Raw genomic sequence first — 26242 nt, 5'->3', positions numbered from 1 at the left:
TAAACAAATCATTTATATCAATTTTTAAAATAAAAAACACCTTGATAAGAAACTTATCAAGGTGTAACAATAATAGTATCATTCTAATTTTCTTCACACCTAACTTTTCGGAAAATTAAAATAAAACTGGCCAAGCACGTGATGAACGAAATAACGAACAAGGGGTACAACTCTGTTGTGATTGCACCAATATTGGCTTCAAAGTGCAATACTTTTCTAATAGCTTTTAAGAAATGAGTTAGTGGGATACAATTTGCTATATTTTGAATCCATGAAGGCATTGCCTCTAGTGGCCAAGTAAAACCTGATAAAATGAAACTTGGTGTAGAAACTACCATCAAAACTTCTGTTGCTTTGAGTTGCGATGGTAAGATCCAGCTGACCATAATACCAAGACCTGTTAAGGACAGAATAAAGGCAGAGGTTAATAAAAATAATGTTCCTTGATGGATTGGAATGTCTATTTTGAAGAACGGCAATAGAATAAATTGGATTCCTGCCCATAAGGCGACTCCAATTATCCAATATGGAATCGATTTGGAGAGAAAAATGATCAATGGATTTTTCGTAATCGATTTGATTTCTGGGAATGTCTTCTTCTCATGTTCAGAACTAAAAGTCAAAGCCATTGCCAGTAGATATACTTGCTGCATTACGGCACCTAAAATACCCGGAAGCATAAATAATAGATAATTGGAAGTAGCGTTGAAATACCTTGTATCATCTATCGCAAAAGCTTCCCATTGTTCTTTGGCTGTTTCTATTGGAATTCCTTTCTTCTGAAGACCAATGATCTCAATACCTGCATTCAGCGTTCCAAGCACAGTTCTAATACCAATATTGGCATAGTTACCCGTAATCATATTAGCACCATTCACTTCGACTTGTATATGTGGGTGTCTTTTATAATTAATCGCTCCCTCAAATCCATCAGGTATTCTCACAATTGCCTCATAATTGTAGATTTCCTTTTGGATATCAGCATCTTTGGAAGTTACTTTCTTTACTGACAAGTAAAAATTCTCATCCAATGCATCAATGATTTTATGACTCAGAGGTGTATTATCTTGATCAATCACAGCAATCGAAAGGTCTTTCACACTTGCTTGTTGATAAGTAAAGCCTATTAATATTCCGAAGAAAATAGGTGCACCAAAGAATACAGCAATCAAAACGTCATTGGAGAAAAAGAGCTTTAGTTCTCTTTTTGTTAATGCAATAAATGCTTTTATTCCCTCTTTCATGACTTTACTATTTTTTGATCACTAGAGTAGTATTTGTCAATAAACCTTCCGCTTTAGCTGTTTGCTGTGGTTTTACTTTTAAAACGTAAAGCGATTGATCGATTTTATAATTAGGATTCATGCTTTTTCTATTCGCATAAGATAATTCCTCTTTCACAGAAACAATTTTTCCCTCTTGTTGAATTGTATTATCAAAAGGTGAAGTTACTTGCACTTTTTGATTGACTTTATAATTCAATACATCTTCTTCTGAAAGCACAAATCTGAAGTAAGTCGAATTAGCCTCATAGCCTGTAAAAATATTATACCCTGGCAAAGCTAGCTCTCCTTCTTGCAATGCAATTGATGTAATTCTCATCGCTTTAGGTGCAATTACATATTGTTCTTTCATGGCAATTTCCACTTCTTTCATAGCACCTTTTGCTCTTTCCAACTGTCCAAGGGCCATTCTCTGCTTCTCATTTCTAACCCCTTTCTCTACTTCCCTTTTCTTTGCTTCAGTACCTTTGTACTTTGCTTTCGCCATTTGGTACTTCGTAAATACCTCATCGTATTTTTGATCAGAAATCAAATCCTCATCATGCATTGCTTTAATTCGCTGATAACTTTTCTCAGCAAAAGAAAATTGTTCTTTTGCCGCATTGTATGCTTCATTGATTTGATCTAATTGATCAGAAGTTGCTCCATTAAAAGCCATTTCATACTGTGCCTTTGCCGCTTTGATAGCACCTTCAGCTTGCATTTGCTTTGCTTCTAATTCGGGCATATCAATAGTAGCCAAAGTATCCCCTTTCTCTACTTGTGCACCTTCTTCCACGTAAAGGTGACTGATTCTTCCAGGTATTTTTGAAGAAACATATACCACTTCACGTTTAACTTTACCTTTTAATAATTCAGCTTGCTGTGCTTCTTCGCATGAAAATAAAAGAGCGATTAAAGCGATAAATATATATTGATTTTTCATGATTCTAATTTTGGATATGTTCGATTGTTAAGGCTCCCATGGCGTTTAAGAAAGCAACCGCTTCATGTCTTTGAGAGGCAATTTTTTGGATATAATCTAATTGGAGCATCTCATAGTCTGAAATTTCCTTTAATAGTTCAGGAATATCAGCCAATCCATTTTTCACTTCTTCTGATTTAATTCTCAACCCTTGTTTTGCATCTGCCACTTTTTCTTCGGCAACAGTGACTAGCTGAGTAGAAACCTCCCACTCCATTTTTTTCTTTTCAAACTCTAATGAGATAAGCTCTTCAGCATAAGCTCTTTTTTCCTTCATGGATTCCACTTGCAAAGCTGATTTCTGAACTTCTCTCTTACGTTGTAATCCATCAAAAATTTCCCATTGCATGCCTACTCCCACAAATGGAATTGGGTCAACATTTGTCAAACTTGAACCGCCTTGCATCACGTGAGCGAATGCTTTTGCTTTTGGTAAGGCACCATACTGCTCTGCCTTATGCTTGTACTCTAAAGCTTCAATAGAAGATCCCAGAGCCTTTAACTCTGATCTATTCTGAAGATTGATTTCGTTGTCGTCCACCATCCATAACTCTAAGTTTGGATTGATCTGTGCTAACTTCTCTTTATCAATCCCTGTCAGTTGATGCAACTTCTGAATCACTAATCGCTTACTGCTTTCCAGCTCAATTCTTTTTGCTTTAATATCTTTTTCAGCGATTTTGATTTTGTTCAAATCATACTCTGTTGCCAGTCCAACTTCTTTTGCTTTAAACCCAAATTCTTTCTGCTTGTCTAGTCTTTTTTGACTTTCCTCCAACACTTTCAATGATTGATTCACGACGGCTATTTTGTCATAATAATCCAGTACCTCAATCATAATTTCATGTTCTTCTTTTTCAACCATTGCCATTTGAGCTTCAGCTTTTGACGCCGCTGCTTTTGCATAAGTTGGAGCTTGAAGCCCAGAAAAAATCACCATTTCAACATAGGCATCATAAAACCATAAGTTGTTATCTTCTAATGTGATAGAAGCATTATTGGGCACCTGATTCACCAGGCCACTGACGTTATTATAAACGCCTTCAATAAGTGGAGTTCCAATGGCTATCATTTCCGGAGGCATTCCTGAATTCGCCAAATTACTCAAACTTTGTTGTTTGCTTTGGTCTAAACCATGTAGTAATGAATTCTTCTCCGAAGAAATATCTCTAGTAATGGTTAAGTCATTTAATAAATGAGCGTAGCCTGCTTTGACTCCTACTTTTGGAATGTAAGTGTACAATGCTCTTTGACGGTCCAATTGTGAAGCCGAAACTTCATTTCTCTTTATTTTCAAACTATGGGAGTTGTCAATAGCTTGAGTGATAAGTTCTTTCCTAGTTATGTTCAATGCATCCTCTTGAGCATAACTCAATGAAGCACTTAAGCTAAAAATACTTATCAGAAAGTATTTCCAACTATTGAATGATGTGGTCAGCATTTCTTTTTCTACCCAGATTGGTGTGAATTATTAGAATGATATTTACATGAATGAATCTTCATTCACTTATTATGTAACGCAAATGTATACGGTTAAGCTTAAACAGTCAACTAATAATTATTAAATAAATGCTAATATGATTTTTTGTTTATTTATGATTGAAGTCCACTTCTTAGATTTATCCTTACGAAGTTTTAATAAACAAGTATTTCGATATAAGTTTTTTTGTAAACCCTACTTTTTTTTTGATCTTGCAAAGCATTTTTTATCAACTATATAAACATAGATTTGGAATCACAAGTCACTCCCCTATTTACCAATGATGCCATTGTATTTGGACTTTTAATGTCTTCACTGGCTTTTGTATTTTATACTTCAAATTTGAAAGAAGGATTCTTCATCAAATTTTATAAGATATTTCCACCACTATTGATGTGTTATCTTATCCCCTCTTTACTTTCTACTTTCAATGTCATTTCACCAGATCATTCTCAGTTATATACAATGGCTAAAAACTACCTTTTACCAGCCAGTTTAATTCTGATGACTATATCTGTAGATATGAAAGGCATTGTGAATTTAGGATCAAAAAGTATCATCATGTTCCTATCTGGAACAGTAGGTATTGTAATCGGTGGCCCAATTGCCATTTTGATTGTATCTGCAATTTCTCCTGAGACGTTTAATGGTGTTGGTTTTCAAGAAGTTTGGAGAGGTTTAGCCACATTAGCAGGTAGTTGGATTGGTGGAGGTGCTAATCAAGCTGCAATGTTAGAAATTTATCAGTACGACCAATCATTGTATTCTGGAATGGTAGCTGTAGATATTATTGTAGCCAATGTATGGATGGCCATTTTATTGATGGGTATTGGTAAAACGAAGGCCATAGATAAATGGTTAAAAGCAGATGTAACGGCTATTGAACAATTGAAAGAAAAAGTTGCCGCGTTCCAAAACAGCGTAACGAAAAACCCTTCGTTAACTGAATTGATGATTGTATTGGGTGTCGCTTTTGGTATTGTTGGGTTCTCTCACTTTGCCGCATCGACATTAAGTTCTACCATCTCTAATATGGTGGAAGACCCTTCTACAAGTGTGATGAGTAGTAAATTCTTCTGGTTAGTATTGATTGCAACAACTGTAGGTGTAATCCTTAGTTTTACCAAAGCTAGAAAATTGGAAGGTTATGGTGCCTCAAAATTTGGTAGTGTATGTATCTATATTTTAGTAGCTACAATTGGTATGAAGATGGACGTTACAAAAACAATGGATAACCCAGGGTTGCTTGCAGTTGGAGGTGTTTGGATGTTTATCCACGTTGTAATTATGATCGTTACAGCAAAAATTATCAGAGCACCTTTCTTCTTCTTAGCAGTTGGCAGTAAAGCTAATGTTGGTGGTGCCGCCTCTGCACCTGTTATCGCTTCAGCATTCCATCCTTCACTTGCTCCTGTTGGTGTTTTACTAGCAGTTCTAGGCTATGCTTTAGGAACTTATGGAGCCATGTTCTGTGCTTATTTAATGCAGATAGCTTCTCAGTAAGTTTATCGTACTCATATATATAGCAAGGGAGATTATTTTTAGAGAAATGATCTCCCTTCTTTTTTCTGTTAACAGTCTTTCTTCCTCGCTTCCACAATACCATTTTCTGAAAGCAATATTGCTACGGCTCTGGTTGAATCAAACTCGGCAAAAATGATAATCATCAATACTGTTATTGGAACACTGAGAATCATACCCCAAACACCCCAAATTGAGCCCCAAAACGACAATGCCAACAAGACTACTAAGCCACTTATATTTAATGAATTGCCCATTATTTTAGGTTCAATTAAATTGCCGACTACTACTTGAATTGCCCCTACTGCCAAGAGAACGATAAGGCCTGCTGAAAACTCTCCAAATTGAATGATCGTGAAGAATGCAGGGAAAAGTGTGGCAATTAAAGAGCCTATGGTTGGAATAAAGTTGAGGTAGATAATGATGGATGCCCAGAAAAAAGGTGCTTCTACTCCCATTAATAACAAGACAACATAACTTAATATACCTGTCAGTAGACTAACCAATGTTTTTAAGGTTAAGTAACTACTAACAGTTTTTCCAATTTTCTGAATCATAGCTATAGCATTATCATATTCTTCTTTGTTGGGGTATATCTGCTCGATCTTTTTCCCAAATGCTACTTCTTCAAAAAGAAGGAAAATCATATACAATACTATGGTGAATGTATTACCGAATAGACCTGTAACAGATGATAATACATTTTTCAAAAGCGTTGTAAAATTGAAATCACCTACCATTTTATTGAAATGAGAAGTTATATCAATATTAAAGAAATCATTGATCTGTTTTTCTATCATCATCAGATTATCATCATATTTAACCATCGAATTAGATAGATTTTGCATGCTTATACTAAGGACTTTTACTTCCAAAAAAATGAAAACAAAAATGGTAATGGAAGCTAGAATATTTTGAATCCACATTGGAATTTTATGTTTTTCTGATCCGATAATTCCTCCAATTGTACTTCTTACTTCAACTACAATCAACCATGCTATCACAGCTAAGACAAAGGGAACTAATATGTCTTTCAGGAAAATTAAAGAGCCTATTATTATTAGGATTAAAATTGCTCCATATGTGAGCTTATCTAATCTGACCATCATTTTTATAGTTTTGAGTTTTCTCTAAAATACGAACAAAGTTGAACAAAGCGTACGGCAATGGACATTATTTACAAACGTTACTTTACGCACATTTAACATATATCACTTATTTTCAGTGATTTATATTTTTTAGGCATAAATATAGAATTATAGAAAGTGTGTCAAATTAATAACTATCATCTTAGATTCTATAATAATGAAAAAGCAATTTATTACTCTCTTGCTCTCAATAGCTACTTTGTTTTCATCATTTGCATTTGCAGGTACCTTAAATACTGCCAATGAAAAAAATTCAAAGCTAATCCGAATGGTGGATAAAGCGGATAAAAACGACTGGAAGACATTGAATTTAGCAGCCCGACTCTCTATCAATTGGAATGCTGATCTAGAATTAGCAAAACAATGGTTGCAGGCTTCAATAAAAATCAATGACAATCCAGAAGCTTATGAAATCTTAGGAGATTATCATCTAAGAAAAGGAGATGCTAAAAAAGCATATGAACATTATTATAAAGCCGCTAAAATGGGCTTATTTAAGTTGGATAAAAAAGATCTTGACCGCATACAAAGAAAAGTTCTATTATTTGGAAGATCTTTATAATTACTAGTTCAAATTAATTATTTTAATTCAACTATGACGTTAGATTTATTCTAACGTCTTTTTTTTCGTCTTTTTTCACCTGGACAATTACATTCCTCCTTCTGTTTGATACTATATTTAAAAGAAAAACCATAAACAGGTGTGATGATATTCAGGTTTCGCTCCGGCTTACCCTCAGCGATCAGATTGCCTTCAGCATCAAAACGAGGTCCTGTAGCGGGAGCATAATAATATTGCGTATCTCTCATGGCAAACAATCCCACCCTTATTCTTTCAGAAGCTATCCAATAAAGATCAAAACGAAGGCGTGTCAAATCTACTAATCGATCTTCTGCAGATTTGTCATTTTGGTGTACAAAAATCTCATAAGAAAATTCTCCTCTTAATTTAGCTTTTGATATTGTAAAGTTTTTGCCCAACATAAGCCATAAACTAAATCGACCGTAAGGATCACGTGTTCCAGGTGAATCCACTGTTTTATTCGGTGAGATGTACTCATAACTCAATCTTTTTTGAAATTCTACAAGATTATCTCCCACTATTCCATTGTGCTGGAAAAATCCTCTCCAATACCAAACATTCCAATTCGGTTCAAATACTGAACGTACCGAAGCTCCAATCATCAATTTGGGGTTCTTAAACTTATGAGCGTAACCAAGCATCATATGAGCTCTATTCATACTCAAGTCATCCACAATGTAGCTTTCAAAAGCTGAGGATCTGGTATTTATTTCAAAAAAGAGACTATCATGATTAGAAAGTTCATAATCTACATTCCAAAAAGTCCAATACGAGTTATCAGAATATCTTTTCTCTGTTTCTTGAGCATTTATAGAAAATGAATTCGTTAAAAAACAAAAAATAATTATACCTTTAAAAAATACAAATGAAGGGGTCCAAATAGGTTTCATTAAGATCAGAAAGATTTATTAACATCGAGTTATGTAACCAATAACGGCAACTTTAGGTAAACTAACAAAGAGTTCTGTAAAAATAAAACACAAAAACTCTGCTAAATTGATACATCATTAACTAAAGCATATATGAGTAATAACGCAACATCTACTATCGGGCCTGCTACTGGAAAACAACGACTGGGTGTCATTGACGCACTTAGGGGTTTTGCAATATTAGGTATTTTATTTGCAAACATTCTTAGTTGGAGTTTATTTAAGTTTACTCCATTTACAACTCTAGAACAACTTCCTTACTATGAACTCAACGATACTTTATACTCTTTATTAAGTTTCTTCGTTGACACAAAATTCTACAGTATTTTCTCTATTTTATTCGGAGTAGGTTTCTATATCCAATACGATAGGCAAAGAAATAACCAAGAGGCTTTCTTGAAAGTGTACAAAAGAAGATTATCCTTCTTAATCCTTTTTGGTTTTATCCATATGATCATATGGTCTGGTGATATCTTAATGCTATACGGTATGATGGCATTTGTTTTCATCGAGTTTAGAAATCTTGCTCCTAAAAAGATTTTAAATTGGGCTGTTATTTTATTAGCCTTCCCTTTAATTACAGATTTAATTGTAATGCTAGTGGCTCCGGGATGGATGTCCCCTGAAGTTTCATTAGCAAAGAAAACATATCTTGATCAAGATCCTGCTTCAGTTGTTGCAGCTTTTGAAAGTGGTAACTTCCTAGTTACTTTCAAACAAAACATGCACAATGTGATGTGGAGATGGTTTGATTTCCTTCCTTCAGGTAGACCTTTTAAAGTTTTAGGTTTATTCTTACTAGGATTTTACTTACAATCTCAAAACTTCTTTACGGATAAAGGTAGATCTTGGAAAGTTTTTGGTGGATTCTTCACAGTTGGTGCAATTGCCCACTTCATTGGATACCAAATTGGTGGTTCAATGGCCTTATTTGCTTCAACACCAAGTGATTTAGCTTATAAAGGAATCATGGTATTTGGTCAAATCTGTTTGGCATTATCTTATGCCTCACTTTTATCTATTATCTATTACACTAAATGGGGTGAGACTATTTTCTTCCCATTGACAGCAGTAGGTAAGATGTCATTCACCAATTATCTTTCACATACATTCTTCGGTATTGTATTGTTCTATGGAATAGGATTTGGCTTAGGTGGTCAATTGAACCTTGCTCCTATCTTTACAATTGCTGTATTGATGTATGCATTCCAAGTAACGTATAGTTATTTCTGGCTGAAGTATTTCAAATTCGGTCCATTAGAATGGGGATGGAAATGTTTGACATACAAAAAGAAATTCCCGCTTAGAAACAGCACTTATGAGAAATTAAAAGCTGCAAAAAAAGCCGCTTAATCATATAAACAACAAAAAGCCGTCAGTTTTCACAAACTGACGGCTTTTTTCGTTTTTATTTTTACGCCATAAAAGAGACCATTTCTAATGCTACTACACCGATTTGCTGGTCTCCCTGTATTTTAATTTCATCTTTCAAATCATATGCTCTTAAACTCTTTGAAAACAGTTTCCATGAAGCTTGAGCATCTATTGTGATTGTACAAATAATAACACCTTGGGGAGCTTCTTTTGATAAATTCCACTGATGACCATCAAATTGTACGTACCAACTTCCATTTACATCACCTGAAACATTCATTACTAAGATATTCCCGTTTTCCGTTTTGGTATTCCTTAAAGTAAATGGCAAGGCAAACATACATGTATCTAAGAAAGGAATGTAAAACTCTTCTGTCATAATACCTTGTTTATCTACAGCATCACGTATTTGTTGCTGATGAAGAAATTTCTCTGTGTATTCCCTTGCAATATGCATCCAATTTTCACTTTCATTCTCCCCTGCCCAAGCCACAGCATATGTAGCTTTAGCGTGTGGATCAATAGATGTGTAATAATGATAAAAAGGCTCACCCGTAAATTTTAATAATTCAATTAAAAATGCAGGACTAACACGTTGCATCGCTTTCACCCAATCTGCATTCAATTGATTGAGATAACCTAAGAGATCCTGATATGAATTAATTTGAGGAGCTTTAGGTTGGTATCCATCCTTAAGGCCAGATAAGGTTCTGATATTACCATCCAATAAATGAGCAACCACATCTTTTACTTTCCATTTTTTAGCGATCGTTTGTTTATTCCAATCTTCCTCAGATAAACTTGAAAGTAATTCTATCAGTTTTTGATCTAGACGAGGTAAATAATGTACTAATTCAATCATGATAATCTCATTTTTGTTAAGAATATTTTAAGTGATTTAAAATTAGTTTTTAAATAAGTAATGTACGATGTTATTCATTTTTATTAATGAGTAACTCTAGACTAAACAAAAAACTATTTCCCTTCAATCATCACCTTTCCATTAGTATTAATATATAATACAGCCTCTTTGTCTTTTTTATTTTCTAATTGATGAAAAGTATTCAGTTTAGATGAAAAATAACTTCCTGCTACTAAAGAATTTATTGAATTACTAATAAAATAATCTACCTCTCCTTTTATGACTACAGAATGGAAGGCCTCTCCTGTGGAAAGAAGTTTCATCTTAGTCCTTGGCGGAATTTTGACAAATAAACCTTGAGAACTGCTTGTTTTATTTTCCCAAAGAAAACTTATTTCTGCATTACTATTTTTAGAAATCCAATTGGTCTGATTATGGCCAAGCCAAACCACATTAGTTTTATCAATATTTATAGGACGCTCGTAGGTTGTTTTAGCTTCTTCTATAGGTTTTACCAAATAAGGTCCTTGATCTATTTCTACTAACGCTATATTTACGTTTCCTTTAGCGGCAGTGATATGAGGCTGATATGCAGGTTGTGTCCAGAAGCTTCCTGATTTCATCCACATCATTTCAGCTTTAGGATCATCATTATGAATTGTTCCTTTGATGACTACCGCTTTATAAGTAACATTATGAATATGTGGTGGAGATGAAAATCCATCTTTGAATTTTGCCAAAAAACCTGTTGGAACCTCAGCATTTCGATCTCCCCACAGTGTTGCGGCCAATGGACTATTATCACCTCTAGCAGGGTTGAGTTTTCCCCATTGAATGTCTTTATATAAAAGTACTTTTTTGGTAGGATTTTCAGTCAGTTTTGGTGCTTTCTTTACGCTAGTTTTCTTCTCTTTTTGAGCACATGAAATTAGCAATAACCCCAAGCCTAGGATTAAAATAGTTCCCTTAATTCTCATTTTTAATTTAGTATTGATGGGTATAGTAATAGACTATCGGCTTGAAGATAAATGGAGTATTAAAATACTCCATTCATTATTGTCAAAATTTCAGGTTTATCTTCTGTAATTAATATAGTATGTTCATGTTGTGCAACAAACCCACCTCTATTGCCTACTAATGTCCATCCATCTCCACCTCTTTCTGTCGCAAGATTCGATTGAGTAGATATAAATGTTTCAATGGCTACAGTAGTATTATTCTTAAAACGATTTTTATTGGTCTTCACTTGATAGTTCAGAATATCATCTGGAGCTTCGTGAAGGCTTTTTCCTACACCATGTCCCGCCAAGTTCTTGATGACCTTAAAACCTCTTTTCCTAGCCTCAGATTCAATAATTCTACCTACCTCCGAAACTCTAACACCTTTTTTTATGCGATAGATAACATCTTTCAAAATGTCAGTAGAAGCATCCACCAAAGATTGTAGTCCTTGAACATCTTTTCCTACAATAAATGATTTTCCGTTGTCTGCCCAATAACCGTCTAGTTCTGCCGAAACATCAATATTGATCAAATCACCTTCTTTAATAATAACATCTTCAGAAGGAATACCGTGCGCCGCTACCTCATTAACACCAATACATGTAAAACCTGGAAATTTATAAGTTTCATAAGGAGCCGATTTCGCACCATATTGCTTTAAAATTTCTGCTCCAAAATCATCAATCTCTTTTGTAGATTTTCCAACGGCAGTAAATTCCACCATTTGTCTTAAGGTCTCTGCGACTGCTTCACTGACTTTTTTCATTCCTGCTAAGTCAGCATCATTTTTAATTAACATAAAATTCTAATTCTATAGATTCAAGTATCAGGAGAGTTTTTAATGATTATTTTGCTCTTAGTTAGGTCCCAATACTGAGAAATTTAAATGAGAAATTAATCGTAAGTTTTAATATTACTACATTTTTTCCTAATCCACCAAAAAAGGCTTTCCTAATCGAAATTAGAAAAGCCTTTTAAGGAAAAAACTCAAGTGATAAGATTGCTGCCTAACGGCAGTAAATTCTTAAACTTTAATTATGCAGAAACTACTTCTAATGTAATTTCGTGCTGAACTTCTTTATGAAGATCAAGAATAGCAGTGTATTCACCTAACATACGGATCTCAGAAGAGAAACCAATACGCTTACGGTCAATATCGTAACCTTGTTCTTTTAAAGCGTCAGCCACCTGTAAAGGTGTTACTGCACCGAATATTTTACCACTCTCACCTGCTTTAGCAGTAAGAGTAAGCTTTAATTCACCAATTTTAGCAGCTAAAGCTTCAGCATCTTGTTTGATTTTCTCAAGTTTGTGAGCTGCTTGCTTGATCTCTTCGTTTCTCATGCTGATGTTAGCTGCAGTAGCTAATTTAGCAAAGTTTTGAGGGATCAAGTAGTTTCTACCGTATCCAGGTTTAACGTTTACAATATCGTTTTTGTAACCTAAACCTTTGATATCTGTTGTTAAAATTACTTCCATTTTAGAAAAATTTTTTAATATCTAATCTAAGATTACTTTAAACCGTCTGCTACGTAAGGTAGAAGAGCTAATTGACGAGCACGCTTAACTGATGTAGCAATTTTCTTTTGGAATTTTTGCGAGTTACCAGTGATACGACGAGGTAAGATTTTACCTTGCTCGTTTAAGAATTTTAATAAGAATTCAGGATCCTTATAGTCGATGTATTTCACACCGTACTTTGTGAAGCGGCAGTACTTCTTAGTACGCTCTTGCTTTCTGTTGATTGGTTCGTTTTGGAGACTCATTATGCTGTTTTTTCTTCAGTTTCAGATTTTTTTGACCACTCACCGTTTCTTCTTCTTTCGTTGAAGTTCACACCGTGCTTGTCTAAAGACACAGTTAAGAAACGTAAAATGTTTTCGTCACGCTTTAATTCTAATTCGAATTTAGCGATGATCGAAGGATCTGCTTTGAATTCAAACAAGTGGTAGTGCCCAGAAGTTTTCTTTGCAATTGGGTACGCCAACTTTTTAAGTCCCATGTCCTCTGATGAGTACACGTCTGCACCTGCCTCTTTCAGATGACTTTCAAATTTAGCAATAGCCTCCGTGGTTTCGGAATCGGACAACACAGGTGTCACGATGAAGACTACTTCGTAATGCTTTAATGCCATTTTTTAAAATAATTTTGAAATAATCAAAAATTTCAATACCCGAACACAATTCGGGTGTGCAAAAGTAATAATTAATTATTTCAAAGCCAATATTTTTTATAAAGTGATCAGTTACTTAACAAGAATTTACAGATTTAGCGTAATAAAGACTTGATTTTCTTCTCAATAGGCCCTCTTTTAATACCTTTACCTATAATCACCATCTTATTTTCCTTCTTGTCTCCTTCTTTCCAAGGTGAACCAATATTGATTTTTGATTCATTTCTCACTCCTTGAATGATCACTTTATTATCTTCTCCTTTAATATTGAATATTCCCTTGAATCTGAATAGTACTTCAAATTGCAATTGGAATAAAACGGACAACCACATTTCCAATTTTACTGGGTCTACTTCACCCTCAAAAGTAAAGGCATGTGAAACAACTTCGCCATGAGCATGTTCATGAGCAGTAGGTATAAAGCTTGTTCTCTCTTCTACTTTATCTGCATTAAATGAGTTTAATGATAGAATGTCTTTTTGGATCATTTCACCATTATAATTTTTCTCTACTAATGCCAAAGGGTTCATCAGCTTCAAATGAAAAGCAATTTTCTTCACTTGTTCCTCAGTTGAAAGGTCACATTTTGACAATACTATATAGTCACTGAATGCAATTTGTTTTGAAGCTACTTCATGATCTTGAAGCGATTGCTCAAAATTGACAGTATCAGCTAAACAAATACATGCATTTAATTCAAATAATCTAGAAATAGCTGGGTCACCGATAAAAGCAGCTGCAATAGAGGAAGGTTCTGCAATACCAGTCGTCTCCACTAATAAATGATCTATTTCTTTGCCCGAGTTCAGCAAGTTTCTTAACACCTCTCTCAGCTCTCCATTCAGACTACAACAAATGCAACCATTGGACAACTCGAAAACATCTTCTTGCGAATCGACAACCAAGCCTCCATCAATCCCCACTTCTCCAAACTCATTTTCAATAATGGCAAACTTAGTGTCAGGATACTTTTTAATAAGATTATTGAGGAATGTTGTTTTTCCTGCTCCAAGGAAGCCTGTTATTAATGTTACTTTTATCATAGCGTTCTTTACCTGAAAAATTTTGTGGATGCAAAGTTAATAAGCATTCATTCAAATTGAAATCTTATAAGAAAACTCCTTTCATAACATTATGTTTTCTTCACAAAAAAAAGCATCCCAAGTGTCGTTATAAAATAATTGCTTTCCGTATATTTGTATGTTTTGTGAATGTAAAATCAGAGTATAATCTTCCATTATGAAAATCAGAAAAGCCTATAGTTTTGATGATGTATTAATTGTACCAAAATACAATACCATCAAATCGAGAAGAGATGTTAGCTTTAAGACTAAAGTCACTAAAAATCATACTATTGACATACCCGTTTTAATTGCAAATATGGACACAGTCTGCGAAAGCGAAATGTGTATTGCAGTAGGTAGATTAGGTGGATTAGGTGTACTTCACCGTTTCTTAACGATTGAAGAACAAGCTGACGAAGTGAGAAAAGTGAAAGCTGAAGGCTTAATTTGTGCTGCCGCTTTAGGAATTAAAGATTATGAGGAAAGATTAGCCGCTCTTGCAGAAGCAAAAGTTGACATTATCGTTCTTGACATTGCACATGGTCACTCAGAAATGACAAAAGAAACATTGCTTTTCATCAAGAAAAATTATCCGCAAATTGACGTGATGGTTGGTAATATTGCCACTAGAGATGCTGCAGTTGATTTCTTAGAATGGGGTGCTGACGCATTAAAAGTAGGTATCGGTCCTGGTTCAATGTGTACTACTCGTATCATGACTGGTTCGGGTGTTCCTCAATTAACAGCAATTGACGATGTGTATCAAGCCGTTGGAAACCGTATTCCAATTTGTGCTGACGGCGGTATCAAACAACCTGGTGATGTAGTTAAAGCTATTGGTGTAGGTGCTGACAATGTGATGGTAGGTTCTATCGTTTCAGGTACTGACGAGGCTCCAGGTGAATTGATTACTACTTCTGAAGGAAAATTCAAAACTTACAGAGGTATGGCTTCATTTGATGCTGCAATAAGTAAGTTGAAAAAAGACAATAAAAAATCAAGAGAAGTTATTTCTGTTGAAGGTGAGAAAACATTAGTTCCTTACAAAGGGCCTGTTGAGCCAATCATCAAGAAGTACCTAGGTGGTTTAGCTTCTGGTATGACTTACCAAGGTGCAACAACAATTGAACAAATGAAAGGTGAAGTTGAGTTTGTTGAAATGACAACATCAGGACTTTATGAGTCAAAAGCGCACGGAGTTCGTAACTAATCTTTGACGATATAAAAAAGAGTCATTCTTAATTTACAAGAATGACTCTTTTTTTATGCACAATATCTTCTACATTGCATTGATCTTTTTTAAGAGGTCTTCAGTCTCTGAGACATCTTCGCCTACTTTTTTTCCTAACTTAATGGCTTCTTCTGCCACTTTTCTAGCTTTCTCATTCTTTTCCAATTGAAAAAGAATATGAGCCTGAGTATCTAAATTAGCAAAGCCTTTTTCTATTAATACAGACCTGTTTATCCAAGTCAATGCTTTTTTCATGTATTTTGCCTCTACTCCAGCTTCATAAAATTTCCAAGCATAAGAGTTGAGTCGGCTTGCCAAGTAAGGATCTTTTGCCGCTTCATAAAGCATGATTGCATTATCAACACTCATTGAAGCAATTTGCCATTTACCTTTTGAGATATAATATGCGGCATCCATTGAAGCCACCGCTAAGGCAACATTATTTTCACCTAAAACCTCAACCACTTCTTTTTTTCCTTTTTCCCAATCAGCCTCAGAAGCAGTTTTATAAATTGATCTTAACGATGTACTAGCAATAGCTCCATATACTCCTTCCAAAGTTTCTCCTTCTAGTTGAGCAACAGCCTCTTTATCATTTGCTTTAAAGACAACCACCACTTCATCAGAGACATTTGACATTGTAGCAGCATAGGCAATTAACTCAAGGTTTTCATCCTCTTTAAAATCCGCATCATTAAGCTTCCCTAACCATTTATCTAATGTTGTCTTATCTGGAGCATAAGATTTATAAGCCATCATCAGGTAACTTCTCAAATCCTCTTTTGTAGGGTTTGTAGCATTTTCCACTTTTCTTTTTAAAGTATAAAGCTGTTTAGATGGATCTAACGCATCTTTCCCCCACTCTGCAAATTCTTTAGGTTTTGTAGCACCTACATTTTTATGTGCTAACTGAGCGTCTGGAGTAAAATACAATAACGTTGGGAATACTTTCACATCAAACTCTTTTGCAAAGTCAACTCCTTCTCCTTTTTCCATATCAATAGCGATAGAGATATAATTCGAATTGTACACTTCACCTACTACTTTTTCTGGAAAAACACTTTTCTTCAAGTATTTACAAGGACCACACCATGTGGTATAAGCATCAACAAAAATGTGTTTGTTTGTTTTCTTTGCTTCAGCTTTCGCTTCTGCCCAAGTACCTTCAAAGAATACAATTCCTTGGGCATACAAAGAGATTGTCAATACTGACAATAAAAATGATAGAGTAATTTTTTTCATTTTAGTTATTTAATGATGGAAGAAAAAGAAGTATCTCATTAAAAAATAAAACCCAAGGCAAACACCTCGGGTCAAAATTATTTTGAAATACCTTTATAATTTGACATCCCTAATATATATGAAAAAAATCAACTATTAAAACCAAGCACTCAAACTCACTGAGAAATTCCTACCTGGTTCTGTTATATTCAATAGTCTATATCTTGAGAGGTGCCTCATATATACATTATTTGTCAGGTTGTCAATTCTGAATAACAGATTTCCATAGACATTATTGATCGAAAAACCTGTTCCCATTTTAAAACCAAAAGCAGCATAACCTTCTGTTTTCTTCTCATTTCTGTCTACCCTATTTTGTGCTTGAACTAATTCAGCATTAAGAGCTACAAAGGGCTTTGAGAAAAAGCTATGGTTAATTTGTGCAGTGTAAGTAATCTCATTTAATGTAGCTAATGGAGGAACAAAAGGGAAAGACCTGTTAGTTGTTGTATTTAAGGCATACACATACTCTGTTGCATTATGAAACTTAAAAGAGGGAGAAATATCCCAATCGAGCATTAATTCATATCCTGTAAAGTAACCTTCACCTTCTGTATACTTATAGATTTGGCCTGCATCTGGCAATGATGAAGCCTCTCCACTTGCTGACAAATAGATATAATTGGAGTAATAATTGAAATAAGGATTGAAAGTCACTCTCCAACTTTTTGAACCGTAACCCAAGTTCAAGTCAAATTGATAACCTTCTTCTGGCCTCAGGTCTGGATTACCTTGTTCATGCCTAAAAGTACCATGATGCACACCATTTGATGCCAATTCATTGGCTGTAGGTGCTCTAAATGTTTTAGCTACATTAGTATTCGCATCAATTATTTTAAACATTTTCCATTTCAAGCCTAGCGAGCCTGTAAAGTTGTAATATGTATTATTGATATCCTCCACTCTTACCCAAGGAATCTCTGAACCAGGAGGATCTTTAAAGAAACCATCTGTAAATTGATCAGAAATGAAAGAAATATAATCAAACCTCAGACCGCCTATTAAATCAAGTTTAGAAGTCAATGGCAAACCTATGATTCCATATGCTCCAAAAGTATTTTGTCTGTAATCAGGTATCAGAAAATCATAACCACTTCTTGTATTTTCCTGAAATTCATGACTCATTCCTACTTCCCATTTACTTTTTTTAGACTCTTTATCAAAATGAATGGCACTACTAAAAGTTTGCAAATCTAGAGCATTGGCCACAAATCCGTTTTCCTCCAATTCTCTACCATGACGTACAGGGTCTGATAGTTCTCTTCTGTCATTATGTTGATAGCCTAAATCAATCCATAACACTCCTCCCCAAGTATCAACATGAGAGTTTACAGTCATCATTTGATGAATAATTTCCTGCCTTGGAATATCTGGATTCCTTCTATTCCCAAAACTATCAATCCATGATTGTGTAGGAATACCCGTAGCTCCAGGGAAAAGTCCAACCGTTTGATCAAACATACTGTAAGAAATACTTGTCACCCATTTGTCTCCACTATAACCTACCATGGCTTTGGCAGAACCAATATTACCACCTGTATTGGCTAAGAAACCATCTCTTATCTGAAAAATCTTACCTAAATAATCAAACTCAGTAGAAGGTACTTGGTAGTTACCAAAATCTTCATAGCCCCCTGAAAGATGGTAGAAAAACTTATTTTTCTGAGCATTTACTTTGAAGTCTCCTCCAAAATATTGGTTATTACTTTTATAATTCAAAGCAGCGCTTCCTTCTATTTTATCTTCTCCCAAAGGTTCAGGTGATTTCACTCTAATAACACCTCCTAATCCATCTGAACCATATTTCAATGTTGCTGCCCCTTTTGCGATTTCCACTTCATCTACTGTTGATTGACCAATAGATAAACCGTGATCCATTCCCCATTGTTGATCTTCCAATTTTACACCATCCACGCTCACCACTACCCTGGCACCAGCCATACCTCTAACAGTAGGCTTAGAAATACCAACGCCTGTACTAATAAAAGAGACTCCGGCTGTTTTAGATAATGTCTCTGAGATTGTAGTAGCTCTCTGGGACTCTAAAGCGAACGCATTGACACTTGTGGTATTCAGTCCCGACAATGACAATTCATCATGTCCGTGTGCGTGAACATCTACTTCATCCAATTGTTGTAATGATGGAGACAACACAATGGTTGTTCTTTTGTTGGCATTAACTTTAATTGTTTTTTCGTCAAAACCTAAGAAATGAAATAGAAGTGTGGCACTCTTTTCATTGAGGTTAAAACTAAACTTCCCTTCCTTATTGGTAAGGGAAAGAACTTTTTCATTTTCTGTATCTTTTACTGAAACTCCTTCCAAAGGAGTCTTCGTTTCTGAATCAATTACTTTACCTGAAAAATGGTATTCTTGAGCGGAACTTATTAAAGAAATTGAAAGAAATAAGATTGTTAAATAGTATTTATGCAACATGATTGCAAAAGTATGAAAATTGAGAGGATATCAAAATATAAAAATAGTCAATTTAAGGTCTATTATATTTTCAAATAGACCACTTTTCTCAATTCAAAGTAGGTTATTTTTGCTTTTCATTTAAAATCAACCAAATACCCTATTATCAATGTTTGTAAAAATCACTCAAACAACTTCAAACCCTACGTTTATTATCCTTCGTATAATGGTCGTTGCCATTTTTTTATCTGAAGGAATTCAAAAATTTTTATTTCCTGCACTCAGAGGCACTGGACGCTTTGAAAAGATCGGCATTCCTTATAATGATTTTATGGGAAACTTTGTTGCAGGACTAGAAGTAGTATGTGGTATTTTAATTCTCCTCGGATTACTCACTCGATTGGGTGCATTGACTACACTTATCATAATGATTGTTGCAATTTCTACAACTAAACTTCCTTTAATTCAACATGAAGGTTTTTGGAGCATGGCTCATGCAAGTAGAACAGATTGGTCTATGTTATTAGGAAGTGTTTTTTTATGCATTAATGGTGGAGGAAAATGGTCTTTGGATGAATTTCTTCAAAAAAGATACAAAAAATGAAACTTTAGGGCAGGAATAATACAGCTGAAAACTATCTCTAAATAAAAAAATGTGGCCATATGGTGGTGTTTTGAAATTAAATTTTGAATTATACATTAAAAAACAATGCTTTTTATTTCATTCAATAATAAAGACTTACTCTCCCCTTTACATTTTTTTACGAAAATTACTCCTAAAGGATTTGCACTTTAAGAGCTTACACCCCATATTTGCACTCCGAAATGGCGAGGTAGCTCAGTTGGTTAGAGCGTCGGATTCATAACCCGGAGGTCACGAGTTCAACTCTCGTTCTCGCTACAAAATAAAAACCAGTAAGCATTGTCCGCTTAGAAATGGCGAGGTAGCTCAGTTGGTTAGAGCGTCGGATCCATAACCCGGAGGTCACGAGTTCATCTCTCGTTCTCGCTACAAAATAAGAACCAGGAATCATTGTCCGCGTACAAATTGGCGAGGTAGCTCAGTTGGTGAGAGCGTCGGATTCATAACCCGGGGGTCACGAGTTCAACTCTCGTTCTCGCTACTAAATAAAAACCAGTAAGCATTGTGCGCTTACAAATGGCGAGGTAGCTCAGTTGGTTAGAGCGTCGGATCCATAACCCGGAGGTCACGAGTTCATCTCTCGTTCTCGCTACAAAATAAGAACCAGGAATCATTGTCCGCGTACAAATTGGCGAGGTAGCTCAGTTGGTGAGAGCGTCGGATTCATAACCCGGGGGTCACGAGTTCAACTCTCGTTCTCGCTACTAAATAAAAACCAGTAAGCATTGTGCGCTTACAAATGGCGAGGTAGCTCAGTTGGTTAGAGCGTCGGATCCATAACCCGGAGGTCACGAGTTCATCTCTCGTTCTCGCTACAAAATAAGAACCAGGAATCATTGTCCGCGTACAAATTGGCGAGGTAGCTCAGTTGGTGAGAGCGTCGGATTCATAACCCGGGGGTCACGAGTTCAACTCTCGTTCTCGCTACTAAATAAAAACCAGTAAGCATTGTGCGCTTACAAATGGCGAGGTAGCTCAGTTGGTTAGAGCGTCGGATTCATAACCCGGAGGTCACGAGTTCAACTCTCGTTCTCGCTACAAAATAAAAACTAGTAAGCATTGTCCGCTTACAAATGGCGAGGTAGCTCAGTTGGTTAGAGCGTCGGATTCATAACCCGGAGGTCACGAGTTCAACTCTCGTTCTCGCTACTAGAAAGCTCAAGGTATTGCACCTTGGGCTTTTTTTATCCCCTTCTGTTTTTTTAAAATCTTTCTTAAAAAACGAACTGCTTCATCTCTCCAAAAACAGAAAAATGAAGTAACCCTCTCTCAAAATAACTAATCCAAACCTGCTTAAATTTGAATCATATTTTATACATTTGACAAAATTTTGCTTAGAGGGTATTTAATCGTCATTAAATACTTCGTTTTTTAACCGAGAAAAAACACATACTAAATCATGAGTGATCAACAAACACTAAAGAAAATTGCCCTTAATGATGTTCATGAATCATTAGGTGCTAAGATGGTTCCTTTTGCAGGTTACAACATGCCTGTAAGATACTCTTCAGACCTTGAGGAACACAAAACAGTACGTAATGGTGTAGGTGTTTTTGATGTTTCGCATATGGGCGAATTCTTTTTGAAAGGACCAAAAGCATTAGACCTTATTCAAAAGGTATCTTCAAATGACGCTTCAAAGCTATTTGATGGCAAAGCTCAATATTCTTGTCTTCCTAATGAAGACGGTGGTATTGTAGATGACTTGATTATCTACAAAATCAAAGACGAAGAATACATGCTGGTAGTGAATGCTTCCAATATCGAGAAAGACTGGAACTGGATTGCTGAACGTAACACTGAAGGTGTTGATATGACAAATGCTTCAGATGAGATTTCTCTTTTCGCTGTCCAAGGACCAAAAGCAGCAGAAGCAATGCAGTCGCTTACTGATGTGAACTTATCAGATATGACTTTCTACACTTTCGAGAAAGGAAAGTTTGCAGGTGTAGATAATGTGATTATTTCTGCTACGGGTTACACTGGTGCAGGTGGGTTTGAATTATACGTTCCAAACAAAGATGCAGAAGAAGTTTGGAAGAAAATCTTTGAAGCAGGTGCAGCATATGACATCAAACCGATTGGTTTAGGCGCAAGAGATACATTACGTTTAGAAATGGGTTATTGCTTATATGGTAATGACATTGACGATACTACTTCTCCTCTTGAAGCTGGTTTAGGCTGGGTGACAAAATTCACGAAAGAATTTACAAACTCAGAGAACCTTGCTAAACAAAAAGAAGAAGGTGTAACTCGCCGTTTGGTGGGTATTGAATTGATTGACCGCGGAGTTCCAAGAGGTGGTTATAAAGTAACAACAGTAGATGGTGAAGAAATTGGTCATCTGACATCTGGCACCATGTCCCCAATGCTTGGCAAAGGTGTTGCTTTAGGTTATATCAACAGACCTCATACTAAAGCTGGTACTGAAGTAATCATTGAAGTAAGAAATAGAAAATTGAAAGCCGTAGTAAGCAAACTTCCATTTTACAAAGGTTAAGCTGAATACATCAAGCAATTTGACATAAGAAAGGGCAGTCATTTAATATAAATGGCTGCCCTTCATGTCTTCAATTAAGGTAACAAAAGTTCTAATTGGCAATTTCCAACAAAGAACTTGCTTGTTTATCTCCTTTTTTCGTTAATGACGTTTTGGTTCTTTTGTACTCTACACGAGTATTCTTGATGAAACCTTTTTGTTCCATATAGTGCAAAATCTCTTTGATTTCAGCACTATTTGATGATACGCCTAAATGTTTTGCGATGTCTTCCATTGAATCTCCTGCATTTAAACAGAGACCCATCAAAAATTTTTGGATTTTTTGCTCTCTAGTCATGATAGTTATTAAAATGGTTACTAAACGAATAAGAATGTATCTTTAAAAAGTCACTTGTAATATACACTTTTGAAACACAAGTGTTTAACTAACACGAAATAGAGTTACACAATACTTGGAAAATTTATTTCTTTTACCAAAAAATTACAATTCCACATCTTCTATTGTAATTCCTCCTCCAAAAAACTGTTGCATTTTCTTCAAGGCGTTCTCTTTATGCTCAGGTTTTACGTGCATTGCCACATTTACAAAAGCGCCTGTTAAAGCTACTAAATCATCCGTAAAACCAATACCAGGTGCAATATCAGGGATCAAGTCCACAGGAAATATAAAATACCCCAAAGCCCCCATAATCATTAGTTTTGATGAACTCGGAGTATCTTCATCAATCATAGTGTAAAATAAAGTGATCGCATAAAATGTCAATTTCATTCCAGCTTTTTGAGAATATTTTCCCAATTTTTCCCAAAAACCTTTTTCTGTAAATTTAGAAGCAAACTTTGTTGACTCCTCTCCTACATATTTAATTATTCCTTTGTAATTCATTATTTAATATGATTTCGTTTCTTATTTTCAAAAATACTTCTACAAAAGAGTAGCAAACACGCTGTTCTTATACCATTGATACCCCTGTTCTTCGATCTCTTTCATAATTACGGCTTCATATTTCTCAACTGATTTAGGTTTTATTTTACCATTGATCTTAGAAATCTGAGTTGCAATATTGCTTAATGTAATTGGTCTTGAAGATTTCCTTAAGTGCTTTTTAATTAAATCTTTGATCAATACTACCTCACCATCATCGATACTTACAGCATTTTCTTCATTGGCTTGAAAAGCAACCGGCGTATTCCCCAACCCGAAGAGTTCTAAAATATTCCGATTTGTGATGATTGTATCGGCGTCCCTTGCCAATCCATTGGTATAATTCTTTTGTATTTCAATTAATCCCAGCTTTATTAATTTCCTTTTTGCTCTACTAACTACTGACAAAGATACATTCAGTTCTTCTGCTACGATAGCGTTAGGTTCTGTAAAAGAATTATTTAATGTATAAAATTGTAAAATTATAGCCTCAGTCGTATTTATTTTCCGGTCTTTTATTAAATCAAAAATTAAGCTCATTTGATTAGAATTTGGTTATGTCATTTTTGAATATAGCAGATAACAACCTGAATACCAATTTTTGTTAAATTATTCATCAATGTAAATCAATATTTTAAAAGTCTTAATCTATCCTAATTTAAATTAAAAACAATGTCTATATCCAACTGTTTCTTGTCAACAAAGTATACTTAATTAACCAAAACTTAATTTTATTATATACAACTAAACAATCAAATAAAATGAAATTCTTGAGACTGAAAATGCTTTCATTAATGTCAGTTTTGGCGTTCTTGACAGCCTGTGATCCTCAAGGTCCTCAATCAGCTGATGACTATGATATTGTCATCACAAATGTATCTCCTGATGCAGATTTTGAAAATAAGATGACCTTTGGAATGCCTTGGAAAGTTATACATGTTGGTGATACTACTGAATCAGAGCTCACTGAAATGGACCTCGTAATTCTTAACACGGTAAAAGAAGAAATGCTTGCCAAAAACTGGGAATTTATTGAAGAAAACGATTCTCGTAAACCTGATGTTGTTGCACTTTGCTACTCCGTGACCACAACCACAATTTATACCTGGTGGAACTGGTGGGGCGGTTATCCTGGCTGGGGCTGGGGTCCTGGATGGGGTTACCCATGGTATCCTTACCCAATTCAAGGAGTTAGTGCTTACCAAAAAGGAACAATCACAGTAGAATTAGCAGACAATGTCCCTACACAATTACCTGCTACTTTAAGTGAAGATGACAGCGTTGCTATTCCTATTCTTTGGGAAGGTCTTACAAATGGATTTACCACAAATGATAAAGATGAGCAAAGAAGAGCAGAAAAGAATATTAGACAAATGTTTGAACAATCGCCTTATTTGAATAAATAATTACAACAATAAATCATCATGAAAAAGATATTTTCAATTTTGATCACACTTGTAGTTATTTCAGGTGGATCAGCATTAGCTCAAGAAAACATTTTTAGTTTAACTTACAGTATGTCTGCACCTGCAGGAAATACAGCAGGTTTTGTTGGAGATGCTAGTTTTAGAGGGGGAGCCTTTGATTACAGACACTTTATCAATCCAAAAATGAGTGTTGGTTTCTCTGTAGGATACCATAGGTTTTATCAAGACAATGGTTTCACTACTCAACCATTACCAGGAGGTGACGGTCATATTTCAGGAAACAACTACAGATATGTAAATGAATTTCCTTTGATGTTGACTTACCATTATTACTTTGGACATCAAGGTGGTGTGAGACCTTATGTGGGCGGTGGTATTGGAGCGGCTCATTATGAATACACTGATCAGATTGGTTCTGTTGCATGGGTAGACAAACAATGGCACTTTAATATTGCTCCTGAAGTGGGTGTGTTAGTTCCTATTGGGAGAACAACATACTTCACAAGTAATATAAAATACAACTACGCTGCAGAAGCGGCTGGTATTCCTGCTCAGCAATATTGGAGCTTAAATCTAGGTTTTGCTTTTGATTTATAAGAACGTTAGCAACTGATAAATACGGAAGGTCGATAATTCATTTTATCGGCCTTTTTTCTTACTCTAAAATCAAATCTACTCCACACTGAATTATTTCACCTATAAAACATTAAAATTGACATTTTTGTTAATAAAAACTGAATATTTTTAGACAAGCCTAAAAATAAAGTTATATTTACATCAAGAAGTTGAAATTGGAACTTCCAGTTATCAACTGAATAATATCAAATCAAAGGTTTACGGTCTCGATGGGTATAAAAAATTGGTTAAACACACTGCTTCTTAAAAGAGTAGATCAAAGTATTATCGAAGAAGATGTCTTGAAATACTTATATAAAAATGAGGAAAAAAATAAGACTTCCAATTTTAAAGAAATCAATGAAGAGCTCTTATTTTCTTCGGAGCAAATCCAGAAGAGTATTCAACAGTTAATCGAAGATCAATCGATAACAAAAGCAGACAATACGCTTATATTAGAGGATAAAGGTAGATTCACTGCAATTAAATTGATACGCAGACACAGAATCTATGAGAAATACCTCTCTGAAAAAACAGGCTTTTCAAAGAGTTCATGGCACCATAAAGCAGAAGAAATGGAACATGCTCTTACCGATGAGGAAGTGAATTTGATGTCGAAAGAACTAGGTAATCCTCAGTTTGATCCTCATGGGGATCCCATCCCAACAAAAGACGGAAAACTACCTCGTTTAAAAGGAATAAGCCTTTCAAAAATAGAACATAATTGCACTGTAAAAGTTTTACATATAGAAGATGAACCAAAAGAAGTTTATAAATCTATATTAAAACAAGGTCTGCACATTGGATCAATCATGACCATCAATT

Annotated in this window: 26 protein-coding genes and 9 tRNA genes; 18 read left to right on the top strand and 17 right to left on the bottom strand. The window is 35.1% G+C overall.

Features of this window, described 5'->3' with window-relative positions; translation table 11 throughout:
* Positions 1–83 precede the first annotated feature (83 nt).
* From AVL50_RS29520 to AVL50_RS29510, 3 genes are read right to left on the bottom strand one after another with little or no spacing between them, the layout of a single operon-like run.
* Positions 84–1244 (bottom strand): ABC transporter permease, encoded by a 1161-nt coding sequence (locus AVL50_RS29520; protein ID WP_062621144.1) that lies wholly within the window; start codon positions 1242–1244, stop codon positions 84–86.
* A 7-nt stretch (positions 1245–1251) separates the two neighbouring features.
* Positions 1252–2208 (bottom strand): HlyD family secretion protein, encoded by a 957-nt coding sequence (locus AVL50_RS29515; RefSeq protein ID WP_062621142.1) that lies wholly within the window; start codon positions 2206–2208, stop codon positions 1252–1254.
* Positions 2209–2212: 4 nt separating this feature from the next.
* A complete protein-coding gene (locus tag AVL50_RS29510) occupies positions 2213–3688 on the bottom strand; it encodes a TolC family protein (protein ID WP_062621140.1) in 1476 nt (491 codons plus the stop codon).
* Positions 3689–3976: 288 nt separating this feature from the next.
* On the opposite strand from AVL50_RS29510, the gene AVL50_RS29505 reads away from it, so the two are divergent.
* The gene (locus AVL50_RS29505) at positions 3977–5230 is read left to right on the top strand and encodes a DUF819 domain-containing protein (RefSeq protein WP_253764333.1); all 1254 of its coding nucleotides are present in this window, start codon (positions 3977–3979) and stop codon (positions 5228–5230) included.
* Between the two features lie 68 nt (positions 5231–5298).
* Here AVL50_RS29505 and AVL50_RS29500 read toward each other — a convergent pair whose 3' ends face one another.
* Positions 5299–6357: an AI-2E family transporter gene (locus tag AVL50_RS29500; RefSeq protein ID WP_062621136.1), complete on the bottom strand. Its 1059-nt coding sequence runs from the start codon at positions 6355–6357 to the stop codon at positions 5299–5301.
* Positions 6358–6553: 196 nt separating this feature from the next.
* Between AVL50_RS29500 and AVL50_RS29495 the strand changes: the two genes are divergently transcribed.
* The gene (locus AVL50_RS29495) at positions 6554–6958 is read left to right on the top strand and encodes a hypothetical protein (RefSeq protein ID WP_062621134.1); all 405 of its coding nucleotides are present in this window, start codon (positions 6554–6556) and stop codon (positions 6956–6958) included.
* Positions 6959–7008: 50 nt separating this feature from the next.
* Here the strand turns inward: AVL50_RS29495 and AVL50_RS29490 are convergent, their stop codons facing one another.
* Positions 7009–7869: a hypothetical protein gene (locus AVL50_RS29490; RefSeq protein WP_062621132.1), complete on the bottom strand. Its 861-nt coding sequence runs from the start codon at positions 7867–7869 to the stop codon at positions 7009–7011.
* A 132-nt stretch (positions 7870–8001) separates the two neighbouring features.
* Between AVL50_RS29490 and AVL50_RS29485 the strand changes: the two genes are divergently transcribed.
* Entirely contained in the window at positions 8002–9261 is a 1260-nt protein-coding gene (locus tag AVL50_RS29485; protein WP_062621130.1) for a DUF418 domain-containing protein, read from the top strand.
* Positions 9262–9322: 61 nt separating this feature from the next.
* On the opposite strand, the gene AVL50_RS29480 is transcribed toward AVL50_RS29485, so the two are convergent.
* The 7 genes from AVL50_RS29480 to AVL50_RS29450 all read right to left on the bottom strand — a co-directional run bounded on the left by AVL50_RS29480 (position 9323) and on the right by AVL50_RS29450 (position 14362).
* Positions 9323–10144: a DinB family protein gene (locus AVL50_RS29480; RefSeq protein WP_062621129.1), complete on the bottom strand. Its 822-nt coding sequence runs from the start codon at positions 10142–10144 to the stop codon at positions 9323–9325.
* A gap of 113 nt (positions 10145–10257) precedes the next feature.
* Positions 10258–11121 carry a DUF4437 domain-containing protein gene (locus tag AVL50_RS29475; protein WP_063850993.1) on the bottom strand — a complete coding sequence of 288 codons (864 nt, stop codon included), beginning with the start codon at positions 11119–11121 and terminating at the stop codon, positions 10258–10260.
* 59 nt (positions 11122–11180) lie between these two features.
* Positions 11181–11945 (bottom strand): type I methionyl aminopeptidase, encoded by a 765-nt coding sequence (gene map, locus AVL50_RS29470; RefSeq protein ID WP_062621127.1) that lies wholly within the window; start codon positions 11943–11945, stop codon positions 11181–11183.
* Positions 11946–12181: 236 nt separating this feature from the next.
* Entirely contained in the window at positions 12182–12625 is a 444-nt protein-coding gene (gene rplI, locus AVL50_RS29465; protein ID WP_062621126.1) for a 50S ribosomal protein L9, read from the bottom strand.
* Between the two features lie 32 nt (positions 12626–12657).
* On the bottom strand, positions 12658–12912 hold the full coding sequence (gene rpsR / locus AVL50_RS29460) for a 30S ribosomal protein S18 (RefSeq protein WP_044200558.1): 255 nt from the start codon (positions 12910–12912) through the stop codon (positions 12658–12660).
* Positions 12912–13280 (bottom strand): 30S ribosomal protein S6, encoded by a 369-nt coding sequence (rpsF, locus tag AVL50_RS29455; RefSeq protein WP_062621119.1) that lies wholly within the window; start codon positions 13278–13280, stop codon positions 12912–12914. Before rpsF ends, rpsR begins: the two co-directional genes overlap by 1 nt.
* A gap of 134 nt (positions 13281–13414) precedes the next feature.
* Positions 13415–14362: a GTP-binding protein gene (locus tag AVL50_RS29450; RefSeq protein WP_062621117.1), complete on the bottom strand. Its 948-nt coding sequence runs from the start codon at positions 14360–14362 to the stop codon at positions 13415–13417.
* Positions 14363–14558: 196 nt separating this feature from the next.
* Here AVL50_RS29450 and AVL50_RS29445 point away from each other — a divergent pair, with 196 nt between their 5' ends.
* The gene (locus AVL50_RS29445; RefSeq protein WP_062621115.1) at positions 14559–15593 is read left to right on the top strand and encodes a guanosine monophosphate reductase; all 1035 of its coding nucleotides are present in this window, start codon (positions 14559–14561) and stop codon (positions 15591–15593) included.
* A 69-nt stretch (positions 15594–15662) separates the two neighbouring features.
* On the opposite strand, the gene AVL50_RS29440 is transcribed toward AVL50_RS29445, so the two are convergent.
* Positions 15663–16856: a thioredoxin family protein gene (locus tag AVL50_RS29440; protein ID WP_062621114.1), complete on the bottom strand. Its 1194-nt coding sequence runs from the start codon at positions 16854–16856 to the stop codon at positions 15663–15665.
* A 135-nt stretch (positions 16857–16991) separates the two neighbouring features.
* Positions 16992–19331, bottom strand: a complete 2340-nt coding sequence (locus AVL50_RS29435; protein ID WP_062621112.1) for a TonB-dependent receptor — start codon at positions 19329–19331, stop codon at positions 16992–16994.
* Positions 19332–19479: 148 nt separating this feature from the next.
* On the opposite strand from AVL50_RS29435, the gene AVL50_RS29430 reads away from it, so the two are divergent.
* The 11 genes from AVL50_RS29430 (at position 19480) to gcvT (ending at position 22453) form a co-directional block, all read left to right on the top strand.
* Positions 19480–19914, top strand: a complete 435-nt coding sequence (locus AVL50_RS29430) for a DoxX family protein (RefSeq protein ID WP_062621110.1) — start codon at positions 19480–19482, stop codon at positions 19912–19914.
* 223 nt (positions 19915–20137) lie between these two features.
* Positions 20138–20211 (top strand) — tRNA-Met (locus AVL50_RS29425).
* 37 nt (positions 20212–20248) lie between these two features.
* Positions 20249–20322, top strand: a tRNA-Met gene (locus AVL50_RS29420).
* A gap of 38 nt (positions 20323–20360) precedes the next feature.
* Positions 20361–20434: transfer RNA gene (locus AVL50_RS29415), tRNA-Met, on the top strand.
* A gap of 37 nt (positions 20435–20471) precedes the next feature.
* Positions 20472–20545 (top strand) — tRNA-Met (locus AVL50_RS29410).
* Between the two features lie 38 nt (positions 20546–20583).
* Positions 20584–20657: transfer RNA gene (locus tag AVL50_RS29405), tRNA-Met, on the top strand.
* A 37-nt stretch (positions 20658–20694) separates the two neighbouring features.
* Positions 20695–20768 (top strand) — tRNA-Met (locus AVL50_RS29400).
* Positions 20769–20806: 38 nt separating this feature from the next.
* Positions 20807–20880, top strand: a tRNA-Met gene (locus AVL50_RS29395).
* A gap of 37 nt (positions 20881–20917) precedes the next feature.
* Positions 20918–20991: transfer RNA gene (locus AVL50_RS29390), tRNA-Met, on the top strand.
* Positions 20992–21028: 37 nt separating this feature from the next.
* Positions 21029–21102: transfer RNA gene (locus tag AVL50_RS29385), tRNA-Met, on the top strand.
* A gap of 250 nt (positions 21103–21352) precedes the next feature.
* On the top strand, positions 21353–22453 hold the full coding sequence (gcvT, locus tag AVL50_RS29380; RefSeq protein WP_062621109.1) for a glycine cleavage system aminomethyltransferase GcvT: 1101 nt from the start codon (positions 21353–21355) through the stop codon (positions 22451–22453).
* A 91-nt stretch (positions 22454–22544) separates the two neighbouring features.
* Here gcvT and AVL50_RS29375 read toward each other — a convergent pair whose 3' ends face one another.
* The 3 genes from AVL50_RS29375 to AVL50_RS29365 all read right to left on the bottom strand — a co-directional run bounded on the left by AVL50_RS29375 (position 22545) and on the right by AVL50_RS29365 (position 23915).
* The gene (locus AVL50_RS29375; protein WP_062621107.1) at positions 22545–22790 is read right to left on the bottom strand and encodes a hypothetical protein; all 246 of its coding nucleotides are present in this window, start codon (positions 22788–22790) and stop codon (positions 22545–22547) included.
* A gap of 144 nt (positions 22791–22934) precedes the next feature.
* A complete protein-coding gene (locus tag AVL50_RS29370; RefSeq protein WP_062621106.1) occupies positions 22935–23336 on the bottom strand; it encodes a YkvA family protein in 402 nt (133 codons plus the stop codon).
* Between the two features lie 39 nt (positions 23337–23375).
* Positions 23376–23915 carry a hypothetical protein gene (locus tag AVL50_RS29365; protein ID WP_062621104.1) on the bottom strand — a complete coding sequence of 180 codons (540 nt, stop codon included), beginning with the start codon at positions 23913–23915 and terminating at the stop codon, positions 23376–23378.
* Between the two features lie 221 nt (positions 23916–24136).
* Between AVL50_RS29365 and AVL50_RS29360 the strand changes: the two genes are divergently transcribed.
* The 3 genes from AVL50_RS29360 to AVL50_RS29350 form a co-directional block, all read left to right on the top strand.
* A complete protein-coding gene (locus tag AVL50_RS29360) occupies positions 24137–24781 on the top strand; it encodes a DUF4136 domain-containing protein (RefSeq protein WP_062621102.1) in 645 nt (214 codons plus the stop codon).
* An 18-nt stretch (positions 24782–24799) separates the two neighbouring features.
* On the top strand, positions 24800–25399 hold the full coding sequence (locus AVL50_RS29355; protein ID WP_062621101.1) for an OmpW family outer membrane protein: 600 nt from the start codon (positions 24800–24802) through the stop codon (positions 25397–25399).
* Between the two features lie 248 nt (positions 25400–25647).
* Positions 25648–26242, top strand: a 595-nt coding sequence (locus tag AVL50_RS29350; protein WP_216639102.1) for a metal-dependent transcriptional regulator, incomplete at its 3' end; no start/stop codon positions are given.

It is taken from the genome of Flammeovirga sp. SJP92 (genome assembly GCF_001583495.1).
In the GTDB taxonomy this organism is placed as follows: Bacteria; Bacteroidota; Bacteroidia; order Cytophagales; family Flammeovirgaceae; genus Flammeovirga.
This window is presented reverse-complemented; position numbering and strand designations above follow the sequence as displayed.